The organism is Agrobacterium sp. 5Ca50, from assembly GCF_055381905.1.
The window spans coordinates 328,550-342,899 of the sequence record NZ_AP026440.1 but is presented as its reverse complement, the minus strand read 5'-3'; the positions used below and the strand labels follow the sequence as shown (position 1 = coordinate 342,899).

The 14,350-nt window shown below is 54.6% G+C and carries 15 protein-coding genes and 1 pseudogene; 7 read left to right on the top strand and 9 right to left on the bottom strand.

The window, feature by feature from the left end; all coding sequences use genetic code 11:
- Positions 1 to 97: 97 nt before the first annotated feature.
- From ACZ5FM_RS23805 to ACZ5FM_RS23780, 6 genes are all read right to left on the bottom strand, one after another.
- Positions 98 to 1,144 carry an IS110 family RNA-guided transposase gene (locus tag ACZ5FM_RS23805; RefSeq protein WP_464041447.1) on the bottom strand — a complete coding sequence of 349 codons (1,047 nt, stop codon included), beginning with the start codon at positions 1,142 to 1,144 and terminating at the stop codon, positions 98 to 100.
- Between the two features lie 335 nt (positions 1,145 to 1,479).
- A complete protein-coding gene (locus ACZ5FM_RS23800; protein ID WP_464041446.1) occupies positions 1,480 to 2,493 on the bottom strand; it encodes a proline racemase family protein in 1,014 nt (337 codons plus the stop codon).
- A gap of 37 nt (positions 2,494 to 2,530) precedes the next feature.
- The gene (locus tag ACZ5FM_RS23795) at positions 2,531 to 3,304 is read right to left on the bottom strand and encodes an ABC transporter permease (RefSeq protein WP_250984748.1); all 774 of its coding nucleotides are present in this window, start codon (positions 3,302 to 3,304) and stop codon (positions 2,531 to 2,533) included.
- A gap of 1 nt (position 3,305) precedes the next feature.
- Positions 3,306 to 4,154, bottom strand: coding sequence for an ABC transporter permease (locus ACZ5FM_RS23790; protein ID WP_250984749.1), 849 nt, complete (start codon positions 4,152 to 4,154; stop codon positions 3,306 to 3,308).
- Positions 4,155 to 4,158: 4 nt separating this feature from the next.
- Complete coding sequence (locus ACZ5FM_RS23785) at positions 4,159 to 5,169, bottom strand: ABC transporter ATP-binding protein (protein WP_464041445.1); 1,011 nt, start codon at positions 5,167 to 5,169, stop codon at positions 4,159 to 4,161.
- Positions 5,170 to 5,173: 4 nt separating this feature from the next.
- Positions 5,174 to 6,214, bottom strand: coding sequence for an ABC transporter substrate-binding protein (locus ACZ5FM_RS23780; protein WP_464041444.1), 1,041 nt, complete (start codon positions 6,212 to 6,214; stop codon positions 5,174 to 5,176).
- Positions 6,215 to 6,357: 143 nt separating this feature from the next.
- On the opposite strand from ACZ5FM_RS23780, the gene ACZ5FM_RS23775 reads away from it, so the two are divergent.
- Positions 6,358 to 7,353: a GlxA family transcriptional regulator gene (locus ACZ5FM_RS23775; RefSeq protein ID WP_464041443.1), complete on the top strand. Its 996-nt coding sequence runs from the start codon at positions 6,358 to 6,360 to the stop codon at positions 7,351 to 7,353.
- A gap of 100 nt (positions 7,354 to 7,453) precedes the next feature.
- Here the strand turns inward: ACZ5FM_RS23775 and ACZ5FM_RS23770 are convergent, their stop codons facing one another.
- The 3 genes and pseudogenes from ACZ5FM_RS23770 to ACZ5FM_RS23760 all read right to left on the bottom strand — a co-directional run bounded on the left by ACZ5FM_RS23770 (position 7,454) and on the right by ACZ5FM_RS23760 (position 10,469).
- Entirely contained in the window at positions 7,454 to 7,948 is a 495-nt protein-coding gene (locus ACZ5FM_RS23770) for an N-acetyltransferase family protein (RefSeq protein WP_464041442.1), read from the bottom strand.
- Between the two features lie 72 nt (positions 7,949 to 8,020).
- Complete coding sequence (locus ACZ5FM_RS23765; RefSeq protein WP_464041441.1) at positions 8,021 to 9,316, bottom strand: hypothetical protein; 1,296 nt, start codon at positions 9,314 to 9,316, stop codon at positions 8,021 to 8,023.
- Between the two features lie 98 nt (positions 9,317 to 9,414).
- A pseudogene (locus ACZ5FM_RS23760) lies at positions 9,415 to 10,469 on the bottom strand (class I SAM-dependent methyltransferase).
- 912 nt (positions 10,470 to 11,381) lie between these two features.
- On the opposite strand from ACZ5FM_RS23760, the gene ACZ5FM_RS23755 reads away from it, so the two are divergent.
- From ACZ5FM_RS23755 to ACZ5FM_RS23730, 6 genes are all read left to right on the top strand, one after another.
- The gene (locus tag ACZ5FM_RS23755) at positions 11,382 to 11,723 is read left to right on the top strand and encodes a hypothetical protein (protein ID WP_464041440.1); all 342 of its coding nucleotides are present in this window, start codon (positions 11,382 to 11,384) and stop codon (positions 11,721 to 11,723) included.
- A gap of 87 nt (positions 11,724 to 11,810) precedes the next feature.
- The gene (locus tag ACZ5FM_RS23750; protein WP_464041439.1) at positions 11,811 to 12,617 is read left to right on the top strand and encodes an N-6 DNA methylase; all 807 of its coding nucleotides are present in this window, start codon (positions 11,811 to 11,813) and stop codon (positions 12,615 to 12,617) included.
- 68 nt (positions 12,618 to 12,685) lie between these two features.
- A complete protein-coding gene (locus ACZ5FM_RS23745) occupies positions 12,686 to 12,940 on the top strand; it encodes a type II toxin-antitoxin system VapB family antitoxin (RefSeq protein ID WP_464041408.1) in 255 nt (84 codons plus the stop codon).
- Positions 12,940 to 13,377, top strand: a complete 438-nt coding sequence (locus tag ACZ5FM_RS23740; protein WP_464041438.1) for a type II toxin-antitoxin system VapC family toxin — start codon at positions 12,940 to 12,942, stop codon at positions 13,375 to 13,377. The genes ACZ5FM_RS23745 and ACZ5FM_RS23740 overlap by 1 nt, the downstream gene beginning before the upstream one ends.
- A gap of 19 nt (positions 13,378 to 13,396) precedes the next feature.
- On the top strand, positions 13,397 to 14,080 hold the full coding sequence (locus ACZ5FM_RS23735; protein WP_464041437.1) for an SOS response-associated peptidase: 684 nt from the start codon (positions 13,397 to 13,399) through the stop codon (positions 14,078 to 14,080).
- Positions 14,081 to 14,088: 8 nt separating this feature from the next.
- Positions 14,089 to 14,280, top strand: a complete 192-nt coding sequence (locus ACZ5FM_RS23730; RefSeq protein ID WP_464041436.1) for a hypothetical protein — start codon at positions 14,089 to 14,091, stop codon at positions 14,278 to 14,280.
- The last annotated feature ends 70 nt before the right edge of the window (positions 14,281 to 14,350 follow it).

Below are 14,350 nucleotides of genomic sequence, written 5' to 3'. Positions count from 1 at the left end.
GATCATCGGAATAACGGCCGCCCCGAACTCACCTCACCATCGTCCGCGAAGGACGTCTCCCGCCGTTACGCGGAATCTTTAAGTATGCTCATCAACCTTACACCGTTCCTCTGGCGACCTCACCCTCCTTCGTCCAGCGAAACACTGAGCCATCAACCCACATGCGATGCATGACCACAGCAAGTCTTCGAGCCAAAGCGACTTTGGCCTTCTTACTGCCATGCCGCTTCGCAATGTTCATTGCCCAAGCCTTGAGCCAACACCACTTCACCACTCGCGTCATCATCGATTGGGCCGCCTCGTAGAGCAGCGTTCGCATCATCGCGTCCCCGCGAAGAGAAACATGTCCCACGCGACTGACTTCGCCCGATTGGTTGATCACGGGGGTGAGGCCAAGCACAGCACCCACCGATCGCGAGTGGCGGAATCGGCTGGGAATATCTACCGTCGATACATAAGCGAGCGACACGATCGGTCCGACACCTGGTATCGTCATCAGCCGCCTACAGACCGTGCCATGTTTTGCTTCGTTACGAACCCTCTTTTCGAGCCGGGCAAGCCCCTCTCGCAACTCGCGCCGACCGGCAAGTAGTGGATCCATGATCTCGGCAAGCTCATCGTCGTCCTCAACGAGTTCACGTATTCTCCTCTGGAACGTGCCACCTGCGGTCTGGCCGACCTTTAGTCCAAAGTTGCGCAAGAGGCCGCGCATCTCGTTTTCCAGATCTGTTGCTTTTTCCTGCAACAGCGATCGGGCCGTCAACAGCGCACGCCTTTTCTGGCTGGTGAGCGTTTTGACATGAACGGCCTTGAACAGCCCGACCCTCATCATCTGGGCAATACCGCGTGCATCATTCCGATCACTCTTATTTTGCTGTGACGCGTCCAGGAACGCTTTTGTGTGGCGCGTTTCGATGCAGCAGACTGGGAGACCAGCTTTCGCCAGCCCCTCGAACAGCCATTGGGACAGTGGTCCGGCCTCAAGCCCCACCCTATCCAAGTGGAAAGCGGGATCCCTCAGGGCGTCGACAAGATCGTCTGGGTGAGAGGCGACCTTTCTCTCTCGGCATGGTTTCCCGGATTCATCAATAATACAGACGCTCGTTTCTTTGATCGAGACATCGAGGCCGACATAGTGTTTCATAGTCATGCTCCTCTCTGATGATAAAATGTGGCTGCTTCATACTGACCGCATTTTATCATCAGCCACCGTGTGATGCCTCCCGCTTTTTCAAGCGGTAAATCGAGGCACCGAGCCGATTAGCCCATCTATGCTGATTTCTCCGATACTCTTCATTCTGGTCTTGGATCACGCCACAGCGGTTCCGATCCAAGATTGTGTCATCGCGTCGCAACGAATGGTCAGCCAACCGCGCTGAAGCTGACTTCTTAATCTCGCTGGGTCAGGGATCAAAGGTACTGTTTTGCCATGGCGGGACAGCGGACGCACACAGGTTGTGCGTCCGCCAGAAAGCTTCGTCAGAGAACCATGAAGCCGGCGTCGACTGGATCGTCGCGATTGATGGTCCAGGCCGCGGTGCCCAGCATTCCGGCCGTGCCCTTGACCGTCGGACGCACGGCACGCACAGAACCAAGCGTTGTTTCGCCGATCAGGCAGCCTTCGAATACACCTGATCCCAGGAGACCTTCGGAGGTGATCGTCTGGTTGAGGGAAATGACGCCACGTTTCTCGAAATAGGCCATCATCGCAGATGTACCTGTTCCGCCGGGTGAACGGTCCAGCTGGCCAGCAGAGAAGACGTGCACGTTTTTGTAAAGGCATCCCTCGATTGTTGGTTCGTGCCAGAAGGTGACGAAGTTCAGGTTGTTGATGTGGGATTGCGTGGGATGCTGCACCTTGACCTTTTCACGGATCGCCTCTCGCGCTATCAGGCCCATACGCGAAAGCTCGGAACCGTTCTCCGGCGCGATGCGCAGTGTGGTATTGCGAAGGTCGATGATGCCGAAGTAGTTACCACCCCACACAAGGTCGGCCTTGAGGGCGCCGTAGCCGGGCAATTCGAACTCAATATTCTGTTCGGCGACGTAGGCTGGAACGTTTTCGAACCGGGTCCACAATACGCGATCACCCTCGTGTGCGACCTCGGCAACGACCAGACCAGCCGTCGTTTCGAAGCGGATCTTTGTCAAACCGCCAGCAGAGCGTCTCACCAGGCCATTGGCGACCATAGCCATGGCGACCGCGATCGTTCCGTGACCGCACATGTGCGAATATTCCTTGCCGTCGATGTAAATCAGCCCGGCATCGAATTCAGAAGATGATGGCGGTGTGAGAAAAACGCCGAACATGTCCGCATGTCCACGCGGTTCGCGCATCAAAGCCTTGCGCAGCCAGTCGTAGTTTTCCTCGAGAAAAGCACGCTTTTCGAGGATGCTCGAGTTAGCCGGATAGGGCACGCCGCTATAGATGATGCACAGCGGTTCGCCTTCCGTATGGGTATAGATTACGTTGTACACGTCCTGAACGCGCATTGTATGTCTCCTGAGAATGTTGGGGGATGGGAAGGGTTTAACTTCCAGACAGGAAGTCCAGACCGATCAACCAGTCGATCAGAATGATCGCGATAGCTGCGGCCAAGATTGTCAGCGACGAGACCGCCGCAATGGATGGGTCGACCGAATACTGCACGTAATTGAACAACTGTACCGGGATGGTATTCAGCGTCGACGTTGTATTAAAAATCGATAGCTCGACATTGATGAACGAGGTGATGAACGCAAAGATTCCACCCGAGACAAGCCCGGCTCTTATTTGCGGAAGCGTGATGAGAAAGAAGGTCGACCATGCAGAAGCACCAAGATCGCGCGATGCTTCCTCCAGCGACAGTTGCTCATGTGAAAACAGCGGCAGTAGCGTGCGCAGCACGAAGGGCGTGATGATGACGACATGGCCAACCAATAATGCCGGGAAATTGCGAACCAGCCCGATTGAAGCACCATACTGCAATAACGCTGCGCCGATGACGATATGTGGCAGGACCAGCGGTGACAGCAGCACCGCTGACAGCACCGACTTCCCGGGAAAGGAATAGCGTGCCATTGCGATCGAGGCAGGCAGTGCGACCACTATCGCAGCCAGAGTTGCCACGCCGGCAAGACCGGCACTTGTCAGGAATGAACGCACATAGGTAGGATTTTCGAGCACGACCGCGTACCATGACAGCGTCAATCCCTGGGGTGGAAAGGCCAGAAACTTCGTTTCGGTCAGCGAGACGCCGATCACCACGACCAGCGGCAGCACCAGATAGGCAAGCGTGGTCAGCGCGATAAGTCGAATGATCATGTCAGTTTCCTTTCACGTCACGCGCGCCGTAACGCGCCAGCCATGACGAAAAGCCGATAAGGGCCATGGTGAAAGTCAGGAGCGTGATCGACAGCGCGCCACCATAATTGAAGTCAAAAACCGTCGAATACTGCTGGAAAGCCAGCATCGCCAGGACAGTCACCTTTCCTCCAGACAGAAGCGCCGGTGTGACATAGGCACTTATTGCCATTGAAAAGACGATGATCCCTCCAGCCATGACGCCGTGCATCGTGAGCGGGAATGTCACACTGAAGAACGTTCGCACGGGACCTGCACCCAGATCGCGCGATGCGTGTTCCAATGCAGGCTCGACCCTCGCCAGTGCGTTTCCGATCGTCAAAACCATGAACGGCAGCAAAATATAGACCAGTCCGATCAGGATACCCGTTTCCGTTCCTAGGAAACGGATCGGACGATCAATCAAACCGGCGCCCATTAACGCGTCGTTCACGAGACCTGTACGCCCCAGAAGAACCATCCAGCCGAACGACCGGACAATGTTTGAGGTAAAAAGTGGAAGGATCAGCAGGATCACACAGGCCCGGCGCCAACTGCGCCACTTGACGATACGCACGAGGTACCACGCAAGCGGGTAGCCGAGGATTGCGCAGATCAATGTCGACAGTATAGCGAGCCGGAAGGTGACGCCAATCACCTGCCAATGGTAGCCATCCATAAGGATCCGGCCATATTGGGCAAAACCGAACTGGCCATCCGGAGCGGTCAGTGAGGCAACGAGTACCACGCCGAGTGGCATCAGGAAAAATGCCGTGAACACACAGACCGGCAGTGCCAGCAGCCAACAAAGGGTCAGGCGAGAGGTAAACATCGCCCTAGCCCTCCAGAGTATGAAGGTCTGAGGGATCGAAAGCCGCGATAACCTCGGCGCCTTCGGTAACGCCGTCCGGTAACGCACGGTATTGGCGGGCGTGCAGTGTGCGTGCACCCGACTGCATGTAAATGTTGGACGTGCCGCCAACATAGGTGGTCGCTGTGACACGCCCGGGCAGTGACAGCCAGCCGGCCGGCACATCGTCCAGGTGCCGGAATACACGTAGATTTTCCGGGCGAAGAATGCCCTCTGACTGTCCCTCGGCAAATGAGCGGCCGTTGGAACTCATGGGCAGAACGGTGGCTTCACCGATAAAATCAGCCACGAAGCGTGTCTTTGGCTGGCGATATATTGTCTCAGGTGTGTCGATCTGCTCGATACTGCCTGACGACATCACAGCGATACGATCTGACATCGCCATGGCTTCGTCCTGATCATGGGTCACGAAGATAAACGTGATACCCAACTGGACCTGCAACTGTTTCAACTCGATCTGCATGCGTTTGCGAAGCTGCAGATCCAGCGCTGACAATGGCTCGTCCAGAAGCAACAGTTTGGGTTTGTTGACGATGGCACGTGCGAGCGCCACACGCTGTTGTTGTCCTCCAGACATCGCGCGCGGGCTGCGGGGCGCCATTGCCGCGAGCCCGACCATATCAAGAGCTTCCAGCGCGCGGACTTCCGCCTCCTTGCGCGACGAGCCGGCACGTCGCGGGCCATAGGCAACGTTTTGTAAAACCGTCATGTGAGGAAACAGTGCGTAGTTCTGGAAAACCGTGTTTAGTGGTCGCCGTTCAGGCGCAAGCCCCGTCACGTCTTCTCCGTCAATCATGACACGCCCGCCGTTTGCGGACATGAAACCTCCGATGATCCGCAAAAGCGTCGTCTTTCCACAACCCGATGGCCCAAGCAAAGAGATGAACTCGCCCTGGGTCACGTCCAGCGACACGTGATCGAGCGCACGATGATGACCAAAGGACTTGGTGATGTCTGTAATTGCGAGCAGCGTCATTGGATCAGTTCGCTATTTCGCGGTTCCAGCGATCAGTGATGGCAGGTCGCTTGGCATTGACTTCAGTCCAATCGAAAAGCCGCAGGTTCTTGATCGATCCGCCGGTGCCCCATGGCAGCTTGCGCTCGACATCATCAGACAGCGTCACACCTGTAATGGCCGGACCAAGATAGAGTTTCTCCGCCAGGCAGGTTGCGGCTTCGCTTGTCAGAGCCGTGTCGATGAACTTCTGCGCAGCCTCTTCATTCTTTGTACCCTTGACGATATGCATTCGTGCATCAGTCGCCCACACCCCTTCGCTGGGAACGGTGAAGCCGATCGGCAAGCCGGCGTCGATCAGATCCCATGCACCGACATTGAAATGAGCGCCGATGACGACCTCATTGCTCTGAAAAGCGTTCGATGCTGCGCCTGACGTATCGTAGAGAAGTCCCGAGTCCAACGATTTAAGCTTCGAGAAGGTCGCATCGAGTGTTTCGGTCGCGTCACCGAAGGCACCAGCCAGGAAAATTACGAACGGTACGCCGGCAGAATTGTTAGGCGAGGGTATGGCCACCGCGCCCGCATAGGCTGGATTCCACAACTCTTCCCAGCTTTGGGGTGCCTCAGTCACCTCGGAAGTATTGTAGATCAGTCCTAGTGAGTAATAGCCGGCGCTGACGGCAAAGACATGATCACCGTTCTTGTACGCTGCCTCGGGTTGAAGTGCACCGGCATTGGCAAGCTTGGCCAGATCGATTGGTGCTAGAACCCCTGCTGCCTCTGCGATCTCGCTGACGCCACCATCCATGTAAGCAACATCAATAACCGTGTCGCCCGTCTGCTGTTGGAGTTTGGACAGTGTCGTGGTCGAGTTTCCAATCTCCGCGATGACCTGGATCCCGGTTGCCGTGGTGAAAGGTTTCGCAACACAGGCATCGAAAGCCTCTCCCCAGTTGCCACCGTAATAGGCAACCGTAATCGACTGCGGCGCCGTCTGCGCAACTCCAACCTGCGAAATGAATGCGATGCTGGCGACCGTGCCGAGAAAAATGCTCTTCTTCATCTGATAGCTCCGTCTCTGGGGTAACGCGTTGTGCGCTTGGGATCGTTGTCCAGCCACGACCATAGCAAAGACGTCAACATACCTGTTGAATAATCCGGACACATGATTGAACATAACCGACGAATTGATGAGTTGGATCAGCCATGATGAAAGTTCAGGAAAACAGTTTCGAACTGCGCATAGCGTTCATTTTGCAGAACAAATTCACGCTGGCAGCGTTTTCCGGTTTCATTGACGCTCTGAGACTCGCAGCTGATGATGCCGCCAAAAGCCGACAGATCCGCGTCGGCTGGGAGGTCTATTCACTGGCCGGTGGTGCAGTCCATGCCAGTTGTGGCGTGGCAATTGCCACTTTGCCGATCCCACGCGATGCAGCAGGGTTCGATTATGTTGCTGTCTGTGGCGGTAACAGTTTTGATGATGACAGACCTGCCCCTGCCTTGATGAGTTTTATCCGTTCTGCCCGTGCACAAGGTGTCGGACTGCTCGGTATCTGTACGGGGAGTTTCGCTCTGGCACGGGCGGGATTGGTCGCGTCACGTCGCTACTGTATTCACTGGAACGTTCTTGAAGCGTTTAAGAGCCGCTTCCCGCGTGCGCAGATATCGCTCGACCGAATTTTCGCAGACGAAGGCGACGTAATAACTTGCGCAGGCTCTACTGCTGCAATCGACCTCGCCCTTTATCTTATCGTTCGACATTGTGGTCGTGAACGGGCCCAGCAGGTGATGCGACACATGATGCTCACATCGATGCGCCCGGCCAGTGTCCCGCAAGCGCACTTTTTCCAGATGCCACCCGATGGAACGGATAGCCGTGTGCGCAAAGCGCTCTACTTCATGGAGCAACAGCTCGATCAACCGCCCAACGGCCCCGCAATAGCACGCTATTGCGCGATCTCAAGCCGCCAGCTGGAAAGATTATTCCGCGCCAATTTGGGGCAGACGATCGGACAAACGTTTCGGAACATGCGGTTGAACTACGGGCGATACCTTCTTTCAGGCGGCTCGCTCTCTGTCATGGAGATAGCGAACATTACCGGCTTTGCCGACACCGCACATTTTTCTCGTGAGTTTCGTCGCGCCTTCGGTGATACGCCGACAAACTACCGGGCCGCTTCGAGCCCAGATCGTGGCTAGCGGTGTTCTTCAAAATCACAACTGCGCGCAGTTTGACACAAAGTGAAGCTCTTGGGAGCGACATCTGCCACCTACGGCGTCTTATGGCCATCGACATCCATTATTGCGCTTGCTCAAGCGATCTGGTCATCAGGATCTCATCAAATCTATTATCATCTTCTCGAAAACCATCCGGGATAACACCGACCTCCGCAAAACCTCTTTTACGATAAAAGCGCCGTGCCGGTTCGTTATCCTCGCGGAGCACCAGCTCGATCTGCGAGATATCCTCTGTTTGAGCGTAAGCCTCGACCGCTTGCAACAGGGCGGACGCAAGACCTGATCCCCGCAAGGATTGCCGCACATAAACCATGACAAGCGTAGCGCGATGACGCATCTTGGCTGGTTGTGATCGTTTCAAGCCCATAAGGCCAACAGGCACGCCCTGAGCGAAGGCTACGAATATCGCGATATCCATTCTTTTCCGCCATTCAACATCCTCAAAAGCGCTCCATTCATCATAGGTACTCGCGAACGAATGAGGGGCACGCTGGAGCGCCTCAAGCCGGATCTGCCTAAATGCATCAAGGTCTTGCAACGATACCTTTCGGATCATCCAACTATCCTTTGGCATGGGTCACCTCTCGGCTTTTGGTCTAGGTACCGCTCCAAGGATCTGGCGTAGCCGCTATCGTTCCCGCGATAGCTCGTCGCACAAGTGAGCCCAGAATGGATCCCCTGTGAAGAACGATAGATCGCCCGCAGTCAACTCAAGTGGTTGTTGTCCATAGGCCGCGGCAATGGCCAGACCATGTCTGGACTTTTCCGTTTCGCACAGCGGGTCGGCGTGAAGAGGTTTAAGCACCCGGTGCCCCCACATGCTCGCCTGTCGATCGCCTCTGATCGCCGTCAAAAGAGCATGATCATGATCCGGATCTAGCGCCTTGGTGAAGAGTTGGCGCATCAGCGGAAGGTAAATGACCTGTCTGCTGCCGCCGAGCAGGCGGACACCCGGAAGTATCGATGTCACGATTGCCATCATCAGCAGGTTGGGCACCAGTCGCCGCTCCCGCAGAGCTTGAGCGACGTGTTGTGGATCGAAGGGAACGCTGAAGCCCGATCCATTAACACTGACAAGTACATTACCATCCAGCCGCAGCGGAAAAATCCGTCCTTGGCCAAGTCCCCAGAAAAAGTCAGTCGTGCGCCTGACCCATCCTGCCCATGGGCCATTGTTCAGATGTTCGATTGCGTGCAACAGTTTCTCTGCAACGTTGCCCTGCCTGATGAAACGTCTGGACAACCAGGAATCGTGATCTTCAAAATGTTCCGCCACGAGATCCCCGACATCCCTGTCATCAAACTGAACAAGCTGCAGCAAAGGCGGGAACGTCTGCTGCCAAAGAGCCTTGTTGCCAGCGATTATTGCATCTGCCGCCGTTGGAAATGCCGCACTCGGCAGGGCGTCTTTCAGCAAGGCTGCGGCGCCAGTTTCGGCAACGGGATCGTTGCATTCGAACCTGAAGCTGAAAGAGTTTCCCGTTGCGCACAGGTTGGTCGATCCCATTCGTTTGCGTGAAAGGCCGAAAATATTGGCTGTTCCGGCACCTGTAGCAAGAAAGCCCGGCCCTTTACGTCCTCTTTCGATAAATTTAACGGTCGAGCAGCCAAAATATATGTGCCATCGCCGCCTGTGGGAGCTTAAGCCAAGCGCGCTGAATAGGTGCGTGTAAAATGCGTCTGGATCAATCATCAGGAAGCAGTGTGGTCCGCTTTGAATGACTGGCAGTTCCGCTATTTGTTTTGCGGCATCATTTGCCTGCTCATGGTCGGCTCCCGACTGAAGCGCGACACAAGCAACAAGTTGCTGTAAACGTCCCATCGCATCGTTGCGAACAGCGCAGCCTCCACGTTCAATTTCACCGTAAACCGCATGCGCGTAGTCGATCAGCGGTCGCGTCCAGAAATCAGAAAGTTCAGGCATCAGTAATGTTAAGGCGCGCCTGACCTGAGACGCGGACACGAGAGCATCGTCACTTCGTCCACCCTTGACTGCCATGTGCGACGCCTCCCATCGACCGGTTAGTTTATCATCGAAGCCGCAGCTGACACTGCACTACGCCACAACAACTCCTCGGGAAGCGGGTCATCGACGTCTTCGACGATGACCATGGGAAGCTGCTCGTAATTATACGCGCCGGAATGGCAGGCTTCACCAGAGAAGATATGAAATCTGTGATCGAGGTCCGGGCATTGGATGAAACAATCGTGTAGAAATTTCCGCTGTTCCAGGTGATGACGCTGTAGCGAAAGTAGGGTTTCAGGGCCGAGACTGAAGTCGCCTGATCAACCTGAAAATCAATCATCTTGTTCAAAACATCCCGTTTTTTTTCGGCGATTTGCTTATCGGAAAAGAACCGTGACTTGAAGTGATCGTCTTTCTGACGTTCACGCTCCACATAGGTCGCTGCGTCCCGGTGCAACAGTTTCTGGACCTGGATCAGAAGACCATCCGGTTTAATTGTTTGCGCGACAAATTGATTTTGATTGATCCGGTCGGAGCCATACATCTGGAAAGTGGTATCTTCGAGCAATACGTCGTATCCCTCACGGAAGTGTGTGAGACGTTTATCTGCCGCATAGCGCTCGCTGGTCAGTTCGAAGAACGGCCCGTGGAAGAAATGCGCGTGATGACTGCCACGTTTTTCAAAAAAACACACACGATTACCATCTGTCGGGCTGCAATTGAGCGTCTTGACCCGTCCATCACCAAGTTTGGCCAGCGAGCGTGTCAGACTGCCAGCACCGGCTCCAAGTGTATAGAAAGTTGCCGGTCGGTTGCTCTTGGCCCAGGACTTCAGGCAGAAACGGAATATCGCAGCTCCAAGTCGACATTCCTCTTCAAGGCGATAGGGAATACTGGCAAAATAGTGGTTCTCGAATTTTCCCCATAATCGCCGATGTGTGTCGGCAAAGCTCAGGCAGTCGACATCACGAGACAGAAGAGCCGGGTCGTGTAGCGGCGCCCCGAAATCGGGCGCACCTTCCAGACCGCTCGCAGTCCGTTCGAAAAACTCCGTGAAGGCGTTGAGCCTTGGCGCGAGGCGCCACCGGTTGATTACCTGCTGATCAACCATAGCATTGTCTCCCTCTTGAGCCAGTTGCACAGAGCGCGCGTAACAAAACGGACGCCAAAGAGCGCTTTAAGTTCTGTGCTCAGGAGACTTCGCATGAGCGAGTGGCGCAATCTGACGATATCAACAGATTGACTGCTTGGCTGGAAAGTTTCGTGAGTGCGGAACCCTTGTTCAAGTTGCACGCCATGATCCGGGCGTAGTCGGTCCCGCCTCCCGCTGCGCGGCCACTATGTTGAGGCTCCTGCGGCGACGCTTTTCCGGCCCTGGCGTGTCGAGAATTCCCGAAATCCCGCCTGAAGGGCGGCCGCTTTGCTGATTTCTCCGATACTCTACATTGTCCTTCTTGGATCACGCCAAGGCGGTTGATCCAAGGCCGTGTCATTACATGACTTAGAGTGGTCAGTCGGCACGACTGAAGAAAGTAGGGCGTGCCCGCACGCGATGTATCGCGACTGCGGCGCACATTCTCCTGTTTGCCTGGTTTCCCCCCTGCATTCGGAGTGTTTCGGCGATCATGGGGCAAGCGCGCTGCGCGCTGTCACTCCGTCAAAAAAAGGCTTTCACCCTTCGGCCGAACCTTCCGTTTTTTGTTGCCTCCATGACCCCTGTGACGCCGGACCAATCCGCCAGTGGGCTGGCTTCACCCTCCCCCCTTTGCCCGGGAATACATACCTATTCCCAATCAAATTTGAGAGGGAGCGCCAACCGGGAAAATAGGAGTGTTTCGTGAGCCCTGAGCCTTCTTTGAAATATGTCGTGGTCGAACATGCCGGATATCAGGGTGAGCAGGATGTCTTCAGCCACCCTGATTTTAGGGTCGCGGCGAAGTGGCTACGGATCGGTATACCGATTTTGAGGTCAAGAACATGCACATCGACATCGCTTGTGATCTGCCCAATGGCGATCGTACCTATGAAATCTAGTCCAGCACCAGAAATGGTCCGCTACTCGTTGGCCTGGAGAAACCCCCATACACAGCCACCGGGACCACGCGTTTTGCACGCGGTTGTCGTGACGCGGGGTGAAAAGTGCCCTCAAGAAATCCTCGATCTGTGGTCGCCGGGTTGTGGTTATGCCGTGACGTGGGAACTGGTGACGCAGCGGCCTATTCGGCGCTGGAGCAAGGAAGCGAGAGCAAGGGTGCGTCGCAAGAACCTTGAACGACGCATGAGGGCCAAGTTTCCCCTGTTTGCGGTCGTGTTCATCGCGCAGGAGCTGGAGAAGCGCCCACAATATTACGACGGCGATTACTAACCCGCCTCCTACGTCCTGCCATCAATAACAATCCATCTCGCCTGAACGCTCAAAGGTTCAGTCGCGCGTTTTCCTATGGGTATTCCTATGTCCAGTTCTCATGTGTCCACCATCGTCAAGCTGTTCGAAAAGTGCCGGTACAAGCACGATCTGTATGCTGTGTTTTCTGACTGGTGCCAGTGCGCGGCGATCTCGTTGAGCAATGCCGTCGATCTGCCTAAGCGTGATGAGCGCGAGAAACAATATCTGGAAGTGGTGCGCCGGTATGACCCGGCAACATTAAAGGTGTTTCCCGAGATCCTTGGCGCGGTCGTGATGGCGTTGGAAGAAAAGCCAACGGATATCCTGGGGCAAGTGTTTCATGCGCTGGAGTTGCACAACACAGCCCGAGGTCAGTTTTTTACGCCCTACTCCATTTGCGAAATGATGGCGAAGATCAACCTAGGATCAGGCGACGATATTGCAGCCGTCATGAAAGGCCGCGGTTATATCCGCGCGCAGGAACCGGCTTGCGGTTCTGGAGCGATGGTTATTGCGCTGACCGAGGCCATGAAAGACGCAGGCCATAACTATCAGCAGTGCTTACATGTGACCGCAATTGATATTGATCGCCGTGCTGTTCACATGGCCTATATTCAGTTTGCCCTTCTCCAAATTCCGGCTGTGATCCTTGAGGGCAACACGCTTTCACTTGAGTTTCGCGATGAATGGAAAACCCCGGCGCATGTCCTTGATCAATGGGATGCAAAGTTCAGGTTGTGGGATCAGATCGACAGGGTGAAAGAGCTTTGTTCGTCGGTTTCTGCGCCTGTGTCGCTTCCGTCCGTCAAAGCCAACAACCTACCAACGCAGGATTATGCCGTTGAAAAAACGGGGCAAATTCGCCTGTTCTAGCAATCCATTATTGTATATACGGATATCCTGTGTTATATATCCGTATATACAAATCAGGAGTAATTGGCATGGCCCAACTCTATATTAAAGATGACAGCGTGAATGATCTGGCCGTCGAGGTCATGAAAATCACGAAGGCCCCCAACAAGACCGAGGCTGTGCGCCGAGCGCTTCAGCATGAACTTGATCGCGCAAAGGAAACGGTTCCTTTGAGAGAGAGGATCAAGGAAATTCAGGATCGGGTACGCAGCCGAATTGGCCCTAATCCAAAATCAGAGCCTTTCGATATGAAGGCGTTCTTAGATGAGCAGTGGGAAATCTAATGTACCTGGACGCATCCGCTATCGTAGCTATTCTGGCCGAAGAAGAAGACGCGGGATATTACATCGCCAAGTTGGAGGACAGCAAACGTCAGATTTTCTGCTCACCCCTGACTGTCTATGAGGCAGTGATAAGCTTGGCTCGCAACGAGGCAACCAAAACTGTCGGCGCACAGTCGCCTATTCCCCAACAGTGTATCGATGACGCACAGGTCGACGTCGCCTCTTTGCTCGAAACCCTCAACGTCAAAGAGATGAGCATGAACGCGTCGATCCACGTCAAGTCGATCGCAGCGGCGAGAGAATATGGCAAGGTTGTCGCCAGTCCTGCACGGCTGAATATGGGCGATTGCTTCGTTTACGCGATGGCAAAGGAATATCGTTTGCCGCTGCTGTTCAAAGGTGATGACTTTACGAAAACCGATATTGAGCGGGCATAGAGCGAGATAGGGAGGCATTATGTGCGGTCGCTTTACCAACGAAATGACCTGGAGCGAGATTCACGCGCTCTACAGCATTCTGGATAAAGGACCGCCGCCCTCGAACATGCCGCCACGCTATAACATCGCCCCCACCCAGAGCGTTCATTTCGCGCACAAGGATAGCGACGGTCATTTGATGGTCGATTATGGCCGCTGGTGGCTGGTGCCGTTCTTCGCAAAAGAGTTGCCGAAAGCGGCAATGTTTAATGCCAGGATTGAAACCGTCGATACGTCAGGTGCGTTTCGGGAGCCGTTCAAATCGAAACGCTGTCTCATTCCTGCAGACGGATATTTCGAATGGACGACCAGCACTGAGGACGGCAAGAAAGACCCATGGCTGTTTCAGATGCCAGAGGCACAAGGTTTCTCGTTCGCGGGCCTTTGGGCGCATAATGACAAGCTCAACGTGACGAGCTGCACGATCATAACAGCGCCGGCCACGCAGAAGATTTCAGAAATCCATGATCGCATGCCAGTCATACTCAATCCCACCGCCTATGACGAATGGTTTGATACCGATATCAAGGGTGACGACGCAAAGGCAATATTGCGAAGCCAACATCTGAATGAGAGTCTGGAGTTCCATCGCGTCGGCCGAGGCGTGAACTCATCGCGCTATGACGGAACAGATACGAAAAAACCGATCATTAATTCGCAGTGAGGTCGTTAATGAAATGGCGCGTCACGATTGAATATCTGACAAACAACGGTCCGGTTGATGTCGATTATATCTTCGATGACATAGATGACTTTCCTGACATCATTGAACGCGGTCCGCACTACCAGTCGATAATCAAATGCACTGTCGTTCCTGTGTTGACCGGTAGCAGGCTCACGGTTGAAGCCGCTAATGAGTTGTAAGCGGCTGCGCCGAAAGGTATCTCGCCGGAAGGGTTTAGTTGTGTATCGGCGACGAATGCACCGGTAGTAA

What these genes read in the sequence shown, in the direction of transcription:
- ACZ5FM_RS23805 (WP_464041447.1), bottom strand. Translation starts at nt 1,144, where the DNA reads ATGAAACACTATGTCGGCCTCGATGTCTCGATCAAAGAAACGAGCGTC.
- ACZ5FM_RS23800 (WP_464041446.1), bottom strand. Translation starts at nt 2,493, where the DNA reads ATGCGCGTTCAGGACGTGTACAACGTAATCTATACCCATACGGAAGGC.
- ACZ5FM_RS23795 (WP_250984748.1), bottom strand. Translation starts at nt 3,304, where the DNA reads ATGATCATTCGACTTATCGCGCTGACCACGCTTGCCTATCTGGTGCTG.
- ACZ5FM_RS23790 (WP_250984749.1), bottom strand. Translation starts at nt 4,154, where the DNA reads ATGTTTACCTCTCGCCTGACCCTTTGTTGGCTGCTGGCACTGCCGGTC.
- ACZ5FM_RS23785 (WP_464041445.1), bottom strand. Translation starts at nt 5,169, where the DNA reads ATGACGCTGCTCGCAATTACAGACATCACCAAGTCCTTTGGTCATCAT.
- ACZ5FM_RS23780 (WP_464041444.1), bottom strand. Translation starts at nt 6,214, where the DNA reads ATGAAGAAGAGCATTTTTCTCGGCACGGTCGCCAGCATCGCATTCATT.
- ACZ5FM_RS23775 (WP_464041443.1), top strand. Translation starts at nt 6,358, where the DNA reads ATGATGAAAGTTCAGGAAAACAGTTTCGAACTGCGCATAGCGTTCATT.
- ACZ5FM_RS23770 (WP_464041442.1), bottom strand. Translation starts at nt 7,948, where the DNA reads ATGATCCGAAAGGTATCGTTGCAAGACCTTGATGCATTTAGGCAGATC.
- ACZ5FM_RS23765 (WP_464041441.1), bottom strand. Translation starts at nt 9,316, where the DNA reads ATGCCTGAACTTTCTGATTTCTGGACGCGACCGCTGATCGACTACGCG.
- ACZ5FM_RS23755 (WP_464041440.1), top strand. Translation starts at nt 11,382, where the DNA reads ATGAAATCTAGTCCAGCACCAGAAATGGTCCGCTACTCGTTGGCCTGG.
- ACZ5FM_RS23750 (WP_464041439.1), top strand. Translation starts at nt 11,811, where the DNA reads ATGTCCAGTTCTCATGTGTCCACCATCGTCAAGCTGTTCGAAAAGTGC.
- ACZ5FM_RS23745 (WP_464041408.1), top strand. Translation starts at nt 12,686, where the DNA reads ATGGCCCAACTCTATATTAAAGATGACAGCGTGAATGATCTGGCCGTC.
- ACZ5FM_RS23740 (WP_464041438.1), top strand. Translation starts at nt 12,940, where the DNA reads ATGTACCTGGACGCATCCGCTATCGTAGCTATTCTGGCCGAAGAAGAA.
- ACZ5FM_RS23735 (WP_464041437.1), top strand. Translation starts at nt 13,397, where the DNA reads ATGTGCGGTCGCTTTACCAACGAAATGACCTGGAGCGAGATTCACGCG.
- ACZ5FM_RS23730 (WP_464041436.1), top strand. Translation starts at nt 14,089, where the DNA reads ATGAAATGGCGCGTCACGATTGAATATCTGACAAACAACGGTCCGGTT.